Source organism: Gordonia sp. PS3, assembly GCF_041950545.1.
In the GTDB taxonomy this organism is placed as follows: Bacteria; Actinomycetota; Actinomycetes; order Mycobacteriales; family Mycobacteriaceae; genus Gordonia; species Gordonia sihwensis.
In genome coordinates this window covers 1,540,452-1,558,866 of sequence record NZ_CP169524.1, presented here as the reverse complement: position 1 = coordinate 1,558,866, position 18,415 = coordinate 1,540,452, and the positions used below count along the sequence as shown (strand labels likewise).

Below are 18,415 nucleotides of genomic sequence, written 5' to 3'. Positions count from 1 at the left end.
TTCATCACTTGTCGAGCGGTACCGTGCGGGCGTTCGGATCGTAGTCCGGAGGCGGACCCGCCGTGTCGTCGCCCTTCGGTCGCGGTGCGTTCGCCGCCCCGCGGACCTGCATGGTCGGATCCTCGGTGACACAGTACAGATTCTTCGGCACGGTGAGTTCGAGGATCTTGGTCGGACGCACCGGAGCGATCTGGTAGTTGCACGACGGCCGCGGATACACCGATGCCAGCGCCCACCAGGCGCCGTCGTGGAACATCTTCTGTGCCTGAATGGACCCGTCCCGGATCGCGGGGAACAGGGTCGCCAGCGCCGGCGCGCGCAGTGCACCCTGTCGCGCGACGTCGAGGAACTGGGTCAGAACGTCGCTGAGCGGATCGGTGATCGTCGCCAGCGATCCGGCGAGGCTCGTGAACTGTTCCGGTCCGTTCCCCAGGAGCGTCCGCAGTTCCTTGTCGGCCGCGACCGTCGCGTCGAAGAGCGAGTCGAGCCCGCCGGCGAGGCGTCCGAGATCCGGTTGGACCTGCGCCGTGGTCTTGAGGATCGTTCCGGAGTTCTTGATCAGGGTGGTGGTCTCCGGCAGCACCTTCGCCAGATCGGCGAAGATCACGCCTCCGGAGTTGAAGACCGACTTGAGCTGGTTGGGCCCGCGGTCGTTGAGTGCGATCTCGAGTTCCTTGAGCGTCGCGGTGAGTTTCGGCGCATCGATCTGGCTGATGACGTCGAGCGTCGACTGCAGCATCCCCGGGAAGGCCGCCGTCACGTGCGTCTGGCCCACCTGGATCACATCTCCGTCCTGCAAGTACGGGCCGTCATCGGTGGTCGGGGTGATGTTCACGTACTGCTCGCCCGCTGCCGACAGGCCGAGTGCGGAGAACGTCGCTCCCTTGTTGATCTTGTAGTCGTCGCGCAGATCGAGAGTCACGTCGACGCTCTTGGGCGTGACCTGAATGGAACGGACCTCGCCGATCTGGGCGCCGCGCAGCATCACCTTGCTGGTGTCCTGCAGGCCGCCGGAGACCGGGAAATGCACCATGACCTGATACGTGCTCTGCCACGGACGCCAACTGAGACTGTTGAAGGCGAGGAACGCCAGACCCACCAGCATCACCACGACCAGCCCCAGGTTGCCGATCATGATCTTGCGTTTGCGCAGCCATCGCATCATGAGCAGCATCCCTTCGTTCCGGTGAGACGAGCGATGATGCGGGCGAGTGTCTGTTCCAGACTGTGCATGCCGTTGGTGACGTCCGCGCCTTCGGGCAACCGCGACGCCGAATCGAATCCGGCGCCCGGCGTCAGCCAGTACACCTTGGCCGAGACCGCCGCCGCACTTCCGGACGTCGACTTGACCCACTTCGGGTTCAGCTCGGCCATGCGGTCGGCGAGCGGCCCGAAGATCGGCGCCGCATTCTCCAGCGCCACCAGCGTGGTGTTGAGGTGGCCGAGCATCTCGCCGAAGTCGGCCTGCTCGGTGTTCAGGAAATCGTTGGTCGCGGCGGTCACCTTGTTCGTCTTGTCGAGGGTCGTCAGGATCATGCCGAGTTGGTCGTTGACCGTGTTGATCGCCGCGGGGAGCTTGTTGATCGCGGCGGCGATCTGGTTGCGGCCGTTCGCCAGTTCCTTCGACCACCGCGCTGTGACGGCCATCGATTGGTCGACCGCCGCCGAGTTCTTGTTGAACTTGTCGATCGCGGTCGTGAATCCCTCGATGGCGCCGTGCAGTTCGGGAGCATTGCCGCCGATGGCGGTGCTGAGCTCGGTGAAGATCCGCTGCAGGGAGCTCACCGAACCCGAGTCGACCAGACCCGTCAGACTCACGAGCAGGTCCTCCACCGTCGCCGCCGCCGAGGTGGGGCCGGCCAGGGTGCCGCCGTCGCGCACCATCCCCTTCGAGGTGTCCGCCGGCGGCTGCAGCGCGACGAAGACGTCGCCGAGCGGTGTCGCCTGACGCAGTTCGGCTCCGGTGCCGATCGGCAGTTCGGTGTCCTTCGCCACCTTCATCGTGACCTCGGCGCGGTAGTTCTTCGCGACGATGGACTCCACCTCGCCCACATCCAGGCCGCCGAGACGGACCTTGGCCTTGTTCGGCAGGTTGAGTGCGTTCTCGAACGAGGTGTGGACGGTGATCGAGTCGCTGATCCCGCCCGGGGCGGGCAGCGGGATCTGCTCCACCGTGACGCCGGGGACGGCGCCGCATGCGGTGAGGCTGACCGTGGTGACGAGTGAGACCGCCGCGAGACCGGCCTTGCGAATCCTGGTCATTTCTTGCTCAGCTCCAACAGTCCGGAATAGATGCCCAGGTCGGGGCCGAAGTCCTTCAGCTGACCGGTGTCGCAGCCCTTCTGGTTCAGGTTGATCGCATTGCAGAACTTGTTGAGCATCTGGTTGTCGAGCAGCGACTTGTCAAGGAAGACCGAGGTCCGCCACGCACCCTGTTCGGCCGAGATCGAGTTCGAGAGGTTCTGGAACAGCAGGGGCGCCACATCGATCGTCTCCACCACCTCGCGGGAGAAGTCCGACAGATTGGCCGCCAGCGACGCCATCCTGCCGGTCGCACCGCTGATCGCACCCGAGTTGGCGGCGAGGAACTCGGAGGTGTTCTGCAGGGTCTTGTTCAGGTCGTGCAGCGACGCGACGAGGCCGACCGACTGGTCGCCCAGCATGTCCGAGACCTGCGTCATCGACGACGAGAACTGCTGCATCTTCGGATAGTTGTCGGTGAGCGCCGTGGTGAGCGTGCTCAGCGACTTGATGATCGACATCAATGCGTCACCGTTGTCCGCGCCGAGCTTGCCCGCCTTCGAGAGCGCATCGAGCGCCTGCCGCAGCTTCTCGCCGTTGCCGGAGGCGATTCCCGAAGTCACGTCGACGAAGTCGGCGATCGGCCCCTCGCCGGGCCGGTCTCCCGACATGGCCTTGACGATCTTGTCGATCGAATCGAACAGCGTGCCGATCTCCACCGGCGCCTCGGTGTGGCGGATCACGTCGCCGTCGCCGAGCTTGGGTCCCTTGGTGTAGGTGGGCGACAGCTCGATGTGCCGCGTGGTCACGATCGAGGTGTTGACGATCGCCGCCGTCACATCGGCGGGCACGTCGACGCTGTTGTCGACGGTCATCGTGACCTTCACCCGAGTGCCCTGGGGCTCCACGGAGGTGATGCGACCGACCGGCATTCCGAGAACCGCGACGTCGTTGCCGGTGAAGATTCCCGACACGTCGTCGAAATAGGCTGTGACGGTGTTGGCCTGGCCCAGCGCCGCGGTCCAGGTGGCGGGCATCAGCGAGCAGCCGCTGACGGTCGTCGCCGTCACCGCGACCAGCGCCACCGCGGCCATCGCGCTCTTGATCCGGGACATCCTCAGCATCCGTCCACCACCCGCGCCGCGCAGAGCCAGTTGTCGGGGAACAGGCCCCACGGCAGGTAGCCGTTCGCATAGGGCCCGTCACCGGTGAGATTCGTGGTCAACCGGGCGGTGACCGGCAGGACGTCAAGCAGCTTGCGCAGGTTGTCGCGGTTCTTCTCGAGTCCGTTCGCAATCGTGTTGAGGTTCGCCATCACCGGTGCGAACTGGTCGCCGTTCTCCGCGGCCACCGCCGACGCCTGATCGGTGAGGGCGGCCACGCCGTCGAGCATCCGGGTCACGAGTTGTTCGCGAGCCACGATCTTGTTCGCCAGTTGGGCGCCCTGGCCGACGATGATCGACAGCGCGAACTGACTGTCGACGACCTGCTTGGTGACCGCATCGGTGTCTTTGAGCAGCTGGTTGATCTGATCGTGCCGATTGTTGAGCACGTTCGACATCCGGGTCAGCGCATCGAGTGTGGGTCCCATGATCGCGGGCGCACCCGCCAGCTGCGTGCTCAGCGTGCGGATGCTGTTGGTGAGGTCATTCGGTTCGATGCCCGCAAGCACCGGGGTGCCCTTGGCCAGGGTCTGCTGGAGGTCGTAGGGCACGTACGTGTGCTGGATCCGGTCGTTCGGCGTCGCCTTGTCGCTTTGCCCGAGCACGATGTCGACGTACCGCTGCCCCAACAGCGTCGACATCTTGATCTCGGCGGAGCCGTCGTCCTTGACCTCGACGTCCTTGTCGACCTTCATGGCGACCTCGACGTGGTCTCCGGCCAGTTCGGTCTTCGACACTTCGCCGACGTCGATGCCCGCCACGCGGACTTTGTCACCGGGACGGATTCCGCCCGCCTGTTCGAAGTCTGCGGTGTACGTCCGCTTACCGAGTCCGGCCGAACTCAGCCCGACCACGGCGACCAGGACGATCGCGATGACGACGACACCGAGGATCCCGTACCACAGCCGGCGGTTGCCGTGGAACGACCGGGCGAGACGCTTCTTCATCGGCACACCACCGAGTGGTTGGTGCCACCGATCTTGTTGATCAGGCCGGGCGGGAACAGGACGTCGCCGATGGAGATGTCGAGGTCACACGCGTAGATGTTCAAGTAGTTGCCCTGCATCATCACATTCGGGAAGTGTCCGAGGAAGATCGGCAGCTCGACCGCGAGCCGGTCCATCTTGGCGCCGTTGGCGATCAGTTTGCCGGTGGCGTCGTCGGCGGCGGTGCCGGCCGACTTGAGGGTCGCGCGGTTCTGCGCGAACACCTGGGCGAAACCGGTGGTGGTCTGGCCGAGCTGATCGATCGCCTTGCCGAACTGCTGAGAGTTGCCGTTGAGACCCTCGATCAGCTTTCCGGTGCTGTCGAGGAGGGTCTGCACCTGGTCGCCCTGTGAGGCCAGTTCGCGCATCACCACCCCCATGTTCGTGATGATCGCGCCGAGCACCTGGTCGCGGTCGGCCATGTCGCTCGCCACCTGCCCGATCTCGGCGATCGTGCGAGAGAGAGACACCTCGTCGCCCTGGAAGGCCTGGATCAGGCTCTCCGACAGCGTGTTGACCTGTTCGGGTGTCAGCGTGTCGAAGACCGGCTGGAATCCGGCGAGGAGTTTGGTGACGTCGAACGAGTCCTCGCCCGGCAGACGCAGCGCCGAGCCCTCGCTCAGCTGAGCCTGCGGTGTCGGACCGTCCAGCGAAAGCGCCAGGTACCGCTGACCGATCAGGTTCTGGTAACGGATCGCGGCCCGGGTGTTCGCGTACACCTTCTGATCGTGCTGGACCTCGAACCTGACGAGGGCCCTGCCGTCGTCGAGGTCGATGCTCTCCACGCGCCCGACGCGCACGCCCGCCATTCTGACGTCGTCGCCCTCCGCGAGCCCGGACGCGTCGTTGAACGTGGTCGTGTACCCGCTGGTCGGCCCGCTCACCGAGCGCTCGAGCGTGGACCAGATCAGATACGTCATCGCCAGCGCGACGATCGCGAACAGGGTGAATCCGATCAGCGGCTTGCGGATGGTCGATTTAGCGGCGCTCACCGGCCTCCCTCCTGCGGTGTCACGGCCGAGACCAGCGGGCCGAGCATGAGGCTGTCGGCCGAGGTCGGCTTCCGTCCGAGCGCGCCCTTGAGCGTCTTCTCGTCCTTTCCGGTCGTCACAGCGCTGACCGGCTTCTGGGCGGCGGCCCGCTTCATTCCCGGCGGGTACACCGTCAACGGTCCCGACATGGTCGGGCCCGTGCCGGTCCCGGGGCCGACGCATCCCGGACCACGGGCCGTCCCGTAGGGGCCGCCGTCGTACACCGGGCAGTTCTGGCGCGTGTACTGCGCGAACGCACTGAAGCTGACGCCGAGGTTCAGCTGAACGTGGCCGTTCACGCCGGTGAAGACTCCGAGCACCCTGCCCGCCAGGACGTAGAGCTGCTGCAGCGCCTCGGGCAGTGAGTTCGGTTCCAGTGTGATCGCTCCGAGCATCGTGTTCAGATCACGCACGATCCGCTTGCCGCCGTCGCCGTTCTTGGCGAAGAGGGTGTGCACTTGGTCGAGCATCCCCTGGCCGGCCGACAGCAGTGCGGTCAGCTGGTCGGCGTTCTGCGCGATCGTCATCGCCGGAACCACCGACTTGCCGAGCGCGTCGAGCAGTTGCGGGGTCGACTGCGCCAGACCGCGGATCGCCCGGTCGAAGTTCTCGAAACCGGACGGTGCGCCCGGCGGGAACTGCGCGTTGATGGTCTTCCAGTAGGTGTCGAGGACACCGACGAAGGTGGAGAAGGTCGCGCCGCCGCCCTGCAGCGCGTCGGCGATGGTGCCGAGCACCATGCCGAGATCTTCGGGCGGGACACTCCGCAGCAGCGAGCGGAGCTCGTTCTGCGCGTCCTGCAGCCGGATGGTCGGCTCGGAGGTGTCGGCCTTCACCACGTCGCCGCCGCTGATCGACTCCGAGGCGGGATTCGCCGGCGCGATCAGCTCCACCGAGTTCACGCCGAAGAGGTTCGACGGAACGGTGCGCGCGGTGGTGTTCGCCGGGATGCCGGACGCCTGGTCCGGGTTCAGGATCAACGCGACGTCCTTCGTCGGGTTGTCACCGCTGCCGACCAGGGTGATCGAATCGACCGACCCCACGATGAAGCCGTTGTAGCGGACGTCGGCGCCGGGAACCAGTCCGTCGCCGACGTCGGTCAGCTCCGCGGTGACCTCGGTGCGGTCGTCGAACTTGCCCTCGTACCGGGCCAGCAGCAGTGCGAACACGACCACCGCCACGGCGAGGAACGCCAGTCCCCGCAGGAAGTACGTCTTGAGCGACGGATCGCGCCCACCAGTATCGATTCGCATCCGTCACCCCGATATCTTGATGCCGGCCGAGGTGCCCCAGAACACCAGCGTGAGGATCAGGTTCGCGAAGACGATCGTGATGATCGACAGCCGGATCGCATGCCCGGCCGCGACGCCCACGCCTTCCGGACCGCCCGACGCGAAGTATCCGTAGTAGCACTGGATGAAGGTTGTGAGCAGGACGAAGACTATGACTTTGAGGAACGAGAAGACCACATCGCGCGACAGGATGAATTCGTCGAAGTAGTGCAGGTAGGTGCCCGATCCCTGTCCCGACTGGATCTGGAACATGAACTGGCAGGCGATGTAGTTGGCGGCCAGCGAGATCGCGTACAGCGGGATGATCGACAGGACCGCCGCGGCCATCCGGGTCGTCACCAGATAAGGCAGCGGCCGGATCGCGATCGATTCGAGCGCGTCGATCTCCTCGCTGATCCGCATCGACCCGAGCTGCGCCGTGAACCGGCAGCCCGACTGTGCGGTGAACGCCGTCGCGGCCAGCAGCGGAGCGATCTCACGGGTGGTCGCGAACGCCGAGAGTCCGCCGGTGATCGGCGACATGCCGAGCAGGTTGAGCGCCGTGTAGCCCTCGATGCCGACGGTCGCGCCGCCCATCACGCCGAGGATCACCATGACGCCGACGGTTCCGCCGCCGACGACGATCGCGCCGTTGCCCCACGCCACGTCGGAGAGCAGTCGCCAGACCTCTTTCCGGTAGTGCGTGAAGGTGATGGGCGCCAGTCCGATCGACTTCACGAGGAAGGTGATCAGGTGCCCCATCGCGACGATGCCGTCGCGCGGCGCCTCCCACAGCTTCCGCAGCCAGCCGAGCGGTTTGAGCAGCGGCGGTACGTAGCGTGACGCGGCCATCTCACACCACCTTCGCCGGCACGACGAGTGCGAACACCTGGGTGAGCACCACGTTGACGGTGAACAGCAGGATCACCGAGTTGACGACCGCCGCATTCACCGAGTTCGCGACACCGGCCGGGCCGCCGCTGGTGGTGAGGCCGCGGTCGCAGGCGACGATCGCCACGATGGCGCCGAAGATCACGGCTTTCACCAGGGCGAACAACAGATCGGGCACGCCGGCGAAGGAAGCGAACGTCCCCGTGTAGCTGCCGGGCGTCCCGCCCTGGAAGTAGACGTTGAACAGGTAGCCGGTGATGAAGCCGACGAAGCAGACGAAGCCGCAGAGCAGGAACGAGACCACCATCGTGGCGAGCAGCCGGGGCGAGATCAGACGCTGGATCGGGTTGACTCCCATCACCCGCATGGCGTCGATCTCCTCGCGGATCGTGCGCGAGCCGAGGTCGGCAGCGATGGCCGAGCCGACCGCACCCGCCAGCAGCAGCGAAGTCACCAGCGGCGCGCCCTGCCGGATGACGCCGAGGCCGGTCGCGGCGCCGGAGAACGACGTGGCGCCGATCTGGCCGGCGATGTTCGAGACCTGGATCGAGACGATGACGCCGATCGGGATCGCCACGAGCAGCGTCGGGAAGACCGACGTGGAGGCCATGAACGCGCACTGCCGGATGAACTCGCCGAAAGGGAAGCGCTTCTTGACGATGTCTTCGATGAGGACCTTGAACACTTCGACGAACATCGCGAGCTGACGGCCGAAGGTCTCGAAGGACTTCTTGATGTGCTCGTCGAACCATTTGCGGGCGCCGCTGTCGGACCAACGACGCGCAGCAGCACGTGGGTGCGCGTCCACCGTGTCTGTGCTCAATCCCCTGCCTTCGCCCTCTTCGCCTCTGCGGGTGCGGTGGGGAGTCGACAGTCGCCGCGTCCCCCCCGCCGGCCCGACCCCCGAGGGGGTGTTCGGTCGTAATATACACAGCGATTTCGGGAAAGTGTGCCAGGCGCCACACATAACTTCACCTATGTAGGAAATAGGCAGGTGACCCTCCCACGACGCCGGTAACCGGGTGCTCGGGTGGTCGAGACGACGACGGCGGCCGCTCCCGCCGTTGCCGGGAGCGACCGCCGTCGCGCTGGGTCCGCCTACGTCAGGTAGCGGTACGCCGGAGTGTCCGGCTCGAGCTGTTCGACGTCCAGCCGGGAGCGCTTCATCCGGTCCTGCAACCCGGACAGATCCGACGGGTCGCCGAGTTCCACGCCGACCAACGCCGCCCCGGTCTCGCGGTTGTTCCGCTTGACGTACTCGAACAGAGTGATGTCGTCGTCGGGACCGAGGACGTCGTCGAGGAAGCGGCGCAGCGCGCCCGGCTCCTGCGGGAAGTTCACCAGGAAGTAGTGCTTGAGACCGCGGTGCACCAACGACCGCTCGATGATCTCGCCGTAGCGGGAGACGTCGTTGTTGCCGCCCGAGACGAGTGCGACCACGGTGGCACCGGCGGGAAGATCGAGTTCGCGCACCGCGGTCGCCGCGAGCGCGCCCGCGGGCTCGGCGATGATCCCCTCGTTCTGGTACAGCTCGAGCATCGTCGAGCAGATCGCCCCCTCGCTCACATTCGTGATGGTGACGCTGCCCGGCGCGAGGTCGATCTCCGAGGCCTCGATCACCGGCACCCGCGGGTGCGAGGTGACGTCGGCGAGCACGGGGTGGTTCACCACCCGGGCCCCGGCGGCCGCCATCACGCCGTGCCCCAGGCCGCCGATGCGCTGCACCGCCGCCCCGTCGACGAAGGAGTCGACGGTCGGCAGCGTGTACGGTGCACCGTTGACCAGCGCGGCCGCGAGCGACACGGCACCGCGCGGCTCGACGCCGACGATCGCGACGTCGGGGCACGCCGCACGCAGGTAGGTGACGATTCCGGCCATGCAGCCCGCACCGCCGACCGGCAACACGACGACGTCGGGATCGGCTCCGAGCTGCTCGAGGATCTCCTTGCCGATCGTGCCCTGCCCGGCCGCCGTGCGCGGGTCGTCGAAGGCATGGATCCACGTGGCGCCCGTGCGGATCACGTCGCTCTGGGCCGCGGCCGCCGCGGCGTCGTAGGTCTCACCGACCGGAATGAGCTCGACGAACCCTCGGCCATGCCACAGAATCCGGTCGCACTTCTGCTTGGGAGTGGTCGTCGGTACGTAGATCCGACCCTTGACCTGCATGGTGGCGCACGCGAACGCGACGCCCTGTGCGTGATTGCCCGCGCTCGCCGCGACGACGCCTGCGGCCAGTTCATCTGCGCTCAGCTGCGCCATGACGTTGTAGGCGCCGCGGATCTTGTAGGAGCGGACGGTCTGCAGATCCTCGCGCTTGAGGTGCACCCGCGCACCGGTGGCGTCACTCAGGCGGGGGCAGTCCTCCAGCGGTGTCCGGCGTACGACGCCGTCCAGACGACGTGCCGCAGCCTCAATGCTCGCCGGGGTGAGGGTCGAATCAGCGGCGGGAGCGGTGTTCGGCGATGAAGTCACGCTCTCCATCGTCCCACCGTTCACGAAGCAGCACATAGCCGCCCCACCACACCGTGATAACCGCGACTGCACTGGCCCACATCGACGCCGTCCCGGAGCCGGTGAAGGTGAACACGAGCGCGGCGACGACCACGCCGGCGACCACAGCGGCCAGCTTGTACAGCGGCCACGGCACCCCGAACACCGGGACCTGCACGGCGCGATGCACAGTTGCGGGCTGAGGTGCCTGTCGGATCAGCGTGGTCATATCCACAGTGTAGCTCAGTCGACGAGTTGAGATTCGGTGAACCGAATCTCGGTCTCGTGCCTGCCCTGCTCAGGTCAGACAGCTCGGGCCCAGGAGTGCCTTCAAATCCCCCATCAGGGCCGACGACGGCGCCACGCGCAGTGAGTCCATCAACCGCAACTGCGTCTGCTTCCGGTCGCTGACCAGCGTCACATGAACGTCGGAGGTCCCCGGATGACGCACGAGGATCTGTTTGAGCGCGCTGACCCGGTCGGGCGTGCAGACGCGGGCCGACAGCGTGAGATTCAGCGGCTTGGTGGTGCCGACCGCTGACAGGTCCGGAATCGCGAGGTCGTTGGCGCTGATCATCGTCGAATCGTCACGCTTGTTGACACGGGCCTTGACCAGGACGATGTTGTCGGGCACCAGGTCCATCCCGTACGCGACGTACGCGCGCGGGAAGAAGTACACCTCGACGCCGCCCACCATGTCCTCGAGCTGGACCGCCGCCCACGGCTCGCCCTTCTTGTTCACCCGTCGGGTCACCGAGGAGATGATGCCGCCGATGGTGATCTGCGCGCCGTCGGCCACCGACCCTTCGAGGAGCGCGGTGATCGAGGTGTCGGTCTGCGCCGCGATCGCGTGCTCCAGTCCTGCCAGTGGATGGCCGGACACGTACAGGCCCAGCATGTCTCGTTCGAGAGCGAGCTTGTGCTTGGTCTCCCACTCGTCCTCCGGCACCTTGACCGCGAACACGTCCGAGGCACCGCCGTCGTCGTCTCCGACACCGCCGAAGAGGTCGAACTGGCCGACCGCTTCGGCCTTCTTGGTCGACAGCACGGCGTCGATCGCTTCGGAGTGAACGAGGAACAGGCCCTTGCGGTCGTGACCGAGCGAATCGAAACCGCCGGCTTTGATCAGCGACTCGGTGACCTTCTTGCTGCACGCCTGCACGTCGATCTTGCCCAGGTAGTCCGAGAAGCTGGTGTAGGTGCCCTTCTCCTCGCGCGCCGAGATGATCGAGGAGACCACTCCGGACCCGACGTTGCGGATCGCGGCCAGACCGAATCGGATGTCCTCCCCCACCGCGGCGAAGTCGGCACGCGACTCGTTGACGTCGGGTGGCAGCACCGTGATGCCCATCTTGCGACAGTCCGCGAGGTAGATCGCCGCCTTGTCCTTGTCGTCGCCGACCGACGTCAGCAGCCCCGCCATGTACTCGGCCGGGTAGTTGGCCTTGAGATAGGCGGTCCAGAACGAGACCAGCCCGTAGCCGGCGGCGTGCGATTTGTTGAAGGCGTAGCCGGCGAACGGCAGAACCGTGTCCCACAGCGCGGTGATCGCCCCCTGTGAGAAGCCGTTGTTCTTCATCCCCTCCGCGAAACCGTCGTAGGCCTCGTCGAGGATCTCCTTCTTCTTCTTTCCCATCGCGCGACGGAGCAGGTCGGCCTGTCCGAGCGAGTAGCCCGCCACCTTCTGAGCGATCTGCATGATCTGCTCCTGGTAGACGATCAGGCCGTAGGTCTCCGCCAGGATCTCCTTGAGCGGCTCCTCCAACTCGGGATGGATCGGCTTGACGTCCTGCAGACCGTTCTTCCGCTTGGCGTAGTCGGTGTGCGCGTTCACACCCATCGGCCCCGGGCGGTACAGCGCCAACACGGCGACGATGTCTTCGAAGCCGGTGGGCTGCATCATCTTCAGCAGTTCGCGCATGGCCGCGCCGTCGAGCTGGAAGACGCCGAGCGTGTCGCCCCGCGCCAGCAGCTCGTAGGTCTTCGGATCCTCGAGCGGCAGCTTGTCGAGATCGAGGTCGATGCCGCGGTTGGTCTTGATGTTCTCGATCGCGTCACCGATGACGGTCAGGTTGCGCAGCCCGAGGAAGTCCATCTTGAGCAGACCGATGGCCTCGCACGAGGGATAGTCCCAACCGGTGATGATGGCGCCGTCCTGCGCGCGCTTCCAGACCGGGATCGCGTCGGTGAGCGGTTCGCTCGACATGATCACCGCGCAGGCGTGCACGCCCGCGTTGCGGACCAGCCCCTCCAGGCCGAGGGCGGTGTCGTAGATCCGCTTGACGTCCGGATCGGTCTCGATCAGCGTGCGGACCTCGGTGGCCTCCGAGTACCGCTCGTGCTCGGGATCGGTGATGCCCCAGACCGGGATGTCCTTGGCCATGATCGGCGGCGGGAGCGCCTTGGTGATCCGGTCTGCGATCGCGAAGCCCGGCTGACCGAATTGGACGCGGGCCGAGTCCTTGATCGCGGCCTTGGTCTTGATCGTGCCGAAGGTGATGACCTGAGCCACTTTGTCGTGGCCCCACTTCTGGGAGGCGTAGGTGATCATCTCACCGCGGCGACGGTCGTCGAAGTCGATGTCGATGTCGGGCATCGACACACGCTCGGGGTTGAGGAACCGCTCGAACAGCAGACCGTGCGGAATGGGATCGATATTCGTGATGCCGAGGGCGTAGGCCACCAGCGATCCCGCGGCGCTGCCTCGTCCCGGCCCGACGCGGATCCCGACCTCCAGGGCGTGCCGGATGAGGTCGCCGACGACGAGGAAGTAGGCCGGGAAACCCATCTGGTTGATGACCGACAGTTCGTACTCGGCGCGCGAGATGTAGTCCGCGGGCGGATTGCCGTCGAACCGGCGGTCCAGACCGGCCATCACTTCGCGCGCCAGCCACGTCTCCTGCGTGTAGCCGTCCGGCACCGGGAAGATCGGCATCCGGTCGTGGTGCGCGTAGACCTCCTCGTACGACTGCACGCGTTCGCCGATCTCGAGCGTCGAATCGCAGCCGCCGGGGACGACGTCGTCCCACAGCGCTCGCATCTCCTCCGCCGACTTGAGGTAGTAGCCGTCGCCGTCGAACTTGAACCGTGTCGGGTCCGACAGCGTCTTGCCCGTCTGGAGGCACAGCAGCGCCTCGTGCGCCTTGGCGTGATCGCGGGTGACGTAGTGACAGTCGTTGGTGACCAGCGGCTTGATGCCGAGCTTGCGGCCGATGTCGAGGAGCCCCGACCGCACGCGCTGCTCGATCTCGAGGCCGTGCTCCATCAGCTCGAGGTAGAAGTTCTCCTTGCCGAAGATCTCCTGCCACTTGCCCGCCGCCTCGAGCGCCTCGGCCTCGTGGCCCAGCCGCAGCCGCGTCTGCACCTCACCGGACGGGCAGCCGGTGGTCGCGATGATCCCTTCGGCGTGCTCGGCGATGATCTCGGCGTCCATACGCGCCCACTTGCCGAGCTGTCCCTCGATCGACGCCAGCGACGACAGTTTGAAGAGGTTCCGCAGCCCGGTGGCGTTCTCGGCGACCATCGTCATATGCGTGTACGCACCCGAACCGGAGACGTCGTCGGACTTCTGGTCGCGCGTGCCCCACTGGATCCGCTTGGTGTTGAAACGAGACTCCGGTGCGATGTACGCCTCGATGCCGATGATCGGCTTGATGCCGTGCTTGCGCGCGGTGTTGTAGAACTCGCTCGCACCGAACATGTTGCCGTGGTCGGTCATCCCGATCGCCGTCATGCCCAGGCGCTCGGCCTCGGCGAACAACGGGGACATCTTCGCGGCACCGTCGAGCATCGAGTACTCGGTGTGATTGTGAAGATGAACGAACGACCCGGACACGCGGCGACTCCTTGAGGCGATCGAACCAACTTGAGACCACTCCACTGTAGAGAAGACCTCTGACACTTCCGCCGTGGCACGCGGACCTGTGACGGATGAGACGAGCGGCCCCGCGCGAGGGCCGATCACCTCCTCGTCTCACGGCTCCCGGAGAACGTCCAGGGCGTGCTGCAGATCGGCCGGGTACTCCGAGGTGAACTCCACGCGACGACCGTCGGCGGGGTGCGCGAAGGCCAGCATCCGGGCGTGCAGCCACTGCCGTTCGAGCCCCAGCCGGCCCGCGAGCCGGGGATCGGCGCCGTAGGTGGGGTCGCCGCAGCACGGATGGTGCATCGCCGAGAAGTGCACACGGATCTGGTGCGTGCGTCCGGTCTCCAGATGAACGTCGAGCAACGACGCCGAGGCGAACATCTCCAGGGTGTCGTAATGCGTCACGGATTCACGACCGCCCGCGGTGACGGCGAAACGCCAATCGGACCCGGGATGTCGACCGATCGGCGCGTCGATCGTCCCGGACGGCGGATCGAGGTGCCCCTGCACCAGCGCGTGGTACCGCTTCTCGACGGTGCGTTCCTTGAACGCCCGCTTCATCAGCGTGTACGCGCGTTCGGACGCGGCCACCACCATCACCCCCGAGGTGCCCGCGTCGAGGCGGTGCACGATGCCCTGGCGCTCGTGCGCACCCGAGGTGGAGATGCGGAAGCCGGCCGCCGCCAGCGCTCCGATGACGGTCGGCCCCGACCAGCCGAGCGACGGATGCGCCGCGACGCCCGCGGGCTTGTCGACGACGATGATGTCGGAGTCGTGGTAGAGCACCTCGAGGTCTTCGACCGGTGTCGGCTCCACCGTGAGCGGCTGCTCCGGCTCGGGAAGCAGCACGTCGAGCCACGATCCGGCCGCCAGCTTGTGGGACTTGCCCACCGGGACGCCGTCGACGGTGATGTCGCCGGCGTCGGCGAGCGTCGCGACCACCGTGCGCGAGAGACCGAGCACGCGCGCCACGCCCGCGTCCACGCGCATCCCGTGGAGACCGTCGGGGACCGGCATCGCCCGCGAGTCACGCATCGTGCTCCTCCTCGTCCTCGCCCGACTCCGCCGGGTGCTTCTCACTGCCGTGCCGAGCCGCCCATCCGGTGCGGGATCCGTCGTAGTCGTAACCGAGCAGGGTCAGCACGACCAACAGAACCGCACCGCAGACGACCGCCGAATCGGCCATGTTGAAGGTGGGCCACCAACTGCCCACCTGAATGAAGTCGACCACATGGCCGCGCAGCGGCGCCGGATCGCGGAACATCCGGTCGGTGAGATTGCCCAGCGCCCCGCCCAGCACCAGGCCCAGGCCGATCACCCAGCCCAGCGAACCGAGCCGCTTGGCGTAGCGCGCGATCACCACGACGACGGCCAGCGCGACGAAGGTCAGCACCCACGTGTAGCCGGTGGCCATGGAGAACGCCGCGCCGCTGTTGCGGACCAGGTGAAAGGTGAGGAAGTCGCCGATCACCGACACCGTCTCACCGGGTTCCATCTTCGCAACCACCAGCACCTTGCTGAGGACGTCGATCAGGTACGCGGCGACCGCCACCGCGATGAGAACGGGGATCAGCCCGACTCCGCGGCGGCGCGCCGGGTCTCCGGCGCGCTGCGCCGCAGGTTGGTTCATGACCTCAATTCTCCACATCGGCCGCGGCGGCGTCGCACCCCGCCTCGTCGGGACGGCCCGCGGCCCGCACTACTCTGGCTCGGGTGACTGTCTCGTCTCCGGTTTCCCCGCGTTCCACCACTGCCCGCCGCGCCGTCGGCATGGCCGCCGCGGCGGTCGTTCTGGCGTCCGGCGCCGCGGCGTGTTCGTCGTCGAACGACGCCTCCGGCGACGGTCCGTGTGCCACGACGCCGGCCAGCAAGTCCGACGGCGCGCGGTCGATCACCGTGCCCGACGCCGAGGTGACCGTCCTCTCCCCCGGCGAGGGTCCGGCGCAGCCGCTCACCGTCTCGCCGAGGACCGATGCCGCCCAGCGGGTCACGCTGGAGACCTCGTCGCTCGAGGCGAGCGTGGCACCGACCTCGCGCACGGAGAACACCAATCAGGTGCAGAAGACCGAGCAGCAACTCGTCACTCCGATCACCGCGCGCGCCGTGTGCGACGATCCGAGCAGTCTCGAGTTCTCCATCGGAACGCCCACCAGCAAGGACACCGCTCTCGACGGCCTGCTCGGCGCGCTCGACGGATCCACGGGCGGCATCTCGTACGCCCCGGGCCTGGTGCCCACCCGGCTGCGCCTCAAGCCAGACGAATCGTCCGAGTCACCCGCACGCAGCGCGCTGGAGCAGTCGCTCGTCGGGGCGCTCGACTACGCGGTGCCGGTGCCGACCACCCCGGTGGCCCCGGGTGCCCGATGGCAGTCGGTGCGGACGGTGTCCGCGGCCGCGACGGTCACCCAGACCATGACCGTGACACTGACCGCTCGCGAAGGCGACATCCTCAAACTCGACGTGCGGGTCGACGAGACACCGGTCGACTCGGTCTTCTCTATCCCGGGGTCCGACGCGAAGCTGCACATCGCGAAGTTCTCGATGAGCGGCTCGGGCTCGTTGACGGTCGATCTCCGCTCGCTGCTGCCGGTCTCGGGCGACCTCACGATGAAGGGCGGCCGCGAACTGACCGGCGACGACCCCAACCGGCCCATCCTGCAGCAGAACGAATTCACCCTCGCCTGGCGGAAGTCGGAATGACTCCGCGCCTGGCGAGGGCGAATGGGTGTGCTCCGGTCAGCGGCTGACCGGAATCAGCCCGCGGCCTTCTTGCTCGAGGTCGCGCTCTTGGCCTTGCTCGACGGCGACACGCACAGCGGCGACTGCACGTCGGTCTGGCTCAGCAGCGGGCAGACGGTCTCCTTGGAGAGCTTCCAGCGGCCGTTGTCGAAGACGATCGACGCGTCGATCTTGGTCGGCGGGTTGTTCGGCAGCTTCACCTCGACCTTCACCTTGGCTCGGTTGGGCCCGGCCTTCAGGATCGGCTTCTTGATCTCGTAGGTGACGTCCGGGTTCTCCTTCTTGGCCTTCACCAGCTGCGTGAAGAGGTTCGGGTCCACCTCGGAGCCCTCGACCAGGTCGGTCTTGGCCGCCGGCTTGATATTCGGATCGAGCGCCTTCTGAAGCATGTCGTTGAGTGCGGCGACGCCGGGAACCTTGTTCGGGTTCGTCATCTCGGCCTCGGTGCCGGTGGCCGCACTGCTCGTGGCCGCGGCGCTGGACGTGGTGGCACTGGGCACGGGCGGAGCGTCGGAGTTGTCGTTGCCGCCGCACGCCGCGGTCGCGGCGATGGCGCCGGCAAGCACGGCACCGGTCACGATTCTGCGAATGTTCACCGAAGTAGTCCTCACATTGGGGTCGGATTCCAGCGGGCCCTCCCAGACCCGAACTCAGACCACTATGCCAAAGAGCCCGCGATCCGCACACTCGCTCAGTCCGGTATCGGGTGACTTCTCAGCTTGGTCTCATCTGTCTCGCCAGCCCCACCGCGAGCTGCAGACACGATCGACGCGGGATGCAAGAATCGAGACCATGAGCACACGTCAGGTCGTGATGATCACCACTGGCGGCACCGCCGCCTCGCAGACCACCGACGACGGGGCCGTGCCGGTCCTGCACGCGGCCGACCTCGTCCCGGCGACCGCCGACGACGTCCGGGTCGCACCCGTCGAGCTGATGGCCAAGGACTCGTCGGCGATGACCGTCCGCGACCAGTTCGCGATCGTCGCAGCGATCGCCGAGGCCTTCGCCGATCCCGCGGTCGCCGGAGTGGTGGTGACGCATGGCACCGACACTCTCGAGGAGACCGCCTACCTGGCGGACGTCTTCGCCGCCGACCCCCGCCCGGTGGTGTTCACCGGCGCGCAGTTCCCGGCCGATCACCCGCTCTCCGACGGTCCGGCCAACATCGCCGCCGCGGTGGCGCTGGCGGCCGACGCGGACTCGCGCGGACGCGGTGTGCTGGTGGCGATCGGCGGCCGGGTTCTCGGCGCGCGCGGCGTGTTCAAGACCTCGACCACCGAAGTCACCGCATTCGACACCGTCCATCCCGACCTGCCGCGACCGCTGGTCTCGGACACTCTTCCCGAGGGCAGGCCGGCCCGTGTCGACCTGCTCGCGCTCTACCCCGGCGTCTCACCCGGCACCATCGCGTCGGCGGTCGCCCAGCGGGCGGCGGGCATCGTGCTGTCGGCGACCGGCTCGGGCAACACCCATCCCGACATCACCGCCGAGGTGAATCTCGCGGTGCAGCGCGACGTGGCGGTGGTCGTGTCGACCCGGGTCCCGTACGGCCCGGTGGAGCCGACCTACGGTGGTGGTGGCGGCGGCGTCGATCTCGTCCGGGCCGGCGCGATCTTCTCCCCGTGGCTGCGGGCGCCGCAGGCGCGGATGGCCCTCATCGCCCTGCTCTCCCGCGGCGCCGACGCCGACGCGATCGCGGCGTTCTTCGCGGCGTCGTCCCCCTAGCCGCACAGCC

At 67.0% G+C, this 18,415-nt stretch carries 16 protein-coding genes; 2 read left to right on the top strand and 14 right to left on the bottom strand.

Annotated features, from left to right (window positions below; all coding sequences use genetic code 11):
- Positions 1–4: 4 nt before the first annotated feature.
- From ACE11G_RS07190 to lspA, 13 genes are all read right to left on the bottom strand, one after another.
- A complete protein-coding gene (locus tag ACE11G_RS07190) occupies positions 5–1,174 on the bottom strand; it encodes an MlaD family protein (protein WP_039866956.1) in 1,170 nt (389 codons plus the stop codon).
- The gene (locus tag ACE11G_RS07185; RefSeq protein WP_006895356.1) at positions 1,162–2,262 is read right to left on the bottom strand and encodes an MlaD family protein; all 1,101 of its coding nucleotides are present in this window, start codon (positions 2,260–2,262) and stop codon (positions 1,162–1,164) included. The genes ACE11G_RS07190 and ACE11G_RS07185 overlap by 13 nt, the downstream gene beginning before the upstream one ends.
- A complete protein-coding gene (locus ACE11G_RS07180; protein WP_039866954.1) occupies positions 2,259–3,365 on the bottom strand; it encodes an MCE family protein in 1,107 nt (368 codons plus the stop codon). Before ACE11G_RS07180 ends, ACE11G_RS07185 begins: the two co-directional genes overlap by 4 nt.
- Positions 3,359–4,351 (bottom strand): MCE family protein, encoded by a 993-nt coding sequence (locus ACE11G_RS07175; RefSeq protein WP_006895354.1) that lies wholly within the window; start codon positions 4,349–4,351, stop codon positions 3,359–3,361. The genes ACE11G_RS07180 and ACE11G_RS07175 overlap by 7 nt, the downstream gene beginning before the upstream one ends.
- Positions 4,348–5,382, bottom strand: coding sequence for an MlaD family protein (locus ACE11G_RS07170; RefSeq protein WP_006895353.1), 1,035 nt, complete (start codon positions 5,380–5,382; stop codon positions 4,348–4,350). Before ACE11G_RS07170 ends, ACE11G_RS07175 begins: the two co-directional genes overlap by 4 nt.
- A complete protein-coding gene (locus ACE11G_RS07165; protein WP_006895352.1) occupies positions 5,379–6,674 on the bottom strand; it encodes an MlaD family protein in 1,296 nt (431 codons plus the stop codon). The genes ACE11G_RS07170 and ACE11G_RS07165 overlap by 4 nt, the downstream gene beginning before the upstream one ends.
- Before the next feature lie 3 nt (positions 6,675–6,677).
- Positions 6,678–7,544, bottom strand: a complete 867-nt coding sequence (locus tag ACE11G_RS07160; RefSeq protein WP_006895351.1) for an ABC transporter permease — start codon at positions 7,542–7,544, stop codon at positions 6,678–6,680.
- A gap of 1 nt (position 7,545) precedes the next feature.
- Positions 7,546–8,391, bottom strand: coding sequence for an ABC transporter permease (locus ACE11G_RS07155; RefSeq protein ID WP_006895350.1), 846 nt, complete (start codon positions 8,389–8,391; stop codon positions 7,546–7,548).
- A 290-nt stretch (positions 8,392–8,681) separates the two neighbouring features.
- Positions 8,682–10,064, bottom strand: a complete 1,383-nt coding sequence (gene ilvA, locus ACE11G_RS07150) for a threonine ammonia-lyase IlvA (protein ID WP_375003979.1) — start codon at positions 10,062–10,064, stop codon at positions 8,682–8,684.
- The gene (locus ACE11G_RS07145; protein WP_375003978.1) at positions 10,021–10,302 is read right to left on the bottom strand and encodes a hypothetical protein; all 282 of its coding nucleotides are present in this window, start codon (positions 10,300–10,302) and stop codon (positions 10,021–10,023) included. Before ACE11G_RS07145 ends, ilvA begins: the two co-directional genes overlap by 44 nt.
- A 69-nt stretch (positions 10,303–10,371) precedes the next feature.
- Complete coding sequence (gene dnaE / locus ACE11G_RS07140; RefSeq protein WP_375003977.1) at positions 10,372–13,908, bottom strand: DNA polymerase III subunit alpha; 3,537 nt, start codon at positions 13,906–13,908, stop codon at positions 10,372–10,374.
- A 138-nt stretch (positions 13,909–14,046) separates the two neighbouring features.
- Positions 14,047–14,973, bottom strand: a complete 927-nt coding sequence (locus ACE11G_RS07135; protein ID WP_278123994.1) for an RluA family pseudouridine synthase — start codon at positions 14,971–14,973, stop codon at positions 14,047–14,049.
- Positions 14,966–15,568 carry a signal peptidase II gene (gene lspA, locus ACE11G_RS07130; RefSeq protein WP_278123996.1) on the bottom strand — a complete coding sequence of 201 codons (603 nt, stop codon included), beginning with the start codon at positions 15,566–15,568 and terminating at the stop codon, positions 14,966–14,968. The genes ACE11G_RS07135 and lspA overlap by 8 nt, the downstream gene beginning before the upstream one ends.
- 83 nt (positions 15,569–15,651) lie before the next feature.
- Between lspA and ACE11G_RS07125 the strand changes: the two genes are divergently transcribed.
- Positions 15,652–16,638, top strand: coding sequence for a hypothetical protein (locus tag ACE11G_RS07125; RefSeq protein ID WP_278123998.1), 987 nt, complete (start codon positions 15,652–15,654; stop codon positions 16,636–16,638).
- Between the two features lie 53 nt (positions 16,639–16,691).
- Here ACE11G_RS07125 and ACE11G_RS07120 read toward each other — a convergent pair whose 3' ends face one another.
- Positions 16,692–17,273, bottom strand: coding sequence for a hypothetical protein (locus ACE11G_RS07120; RefSeq protein ID WP_006895344.1), 582 nt, complete (start codon positions 17,271–17,273; stop codon positions 16,692–16,694).
- Positions 17,274–17,469: 196 nt separating this feature from the next.
- Between ACE11G_RS07120 and ACE11G_RS07115 the strand changes: the two genes are divergently transcribed.
- The gene (locus ACE11G_RS07115) at positions 17,470–18,405 is read left to right on the top strand and encodes an asparaginase (protein WP_006895343.1); all 936 of its coding nucleotides are present in this window, start codon (positions 17,470–17,472) and stop codon (positions 18,403–18,405) included.
- Positions 18,406–18,415 lie beyond the last annotated feature (10 nt).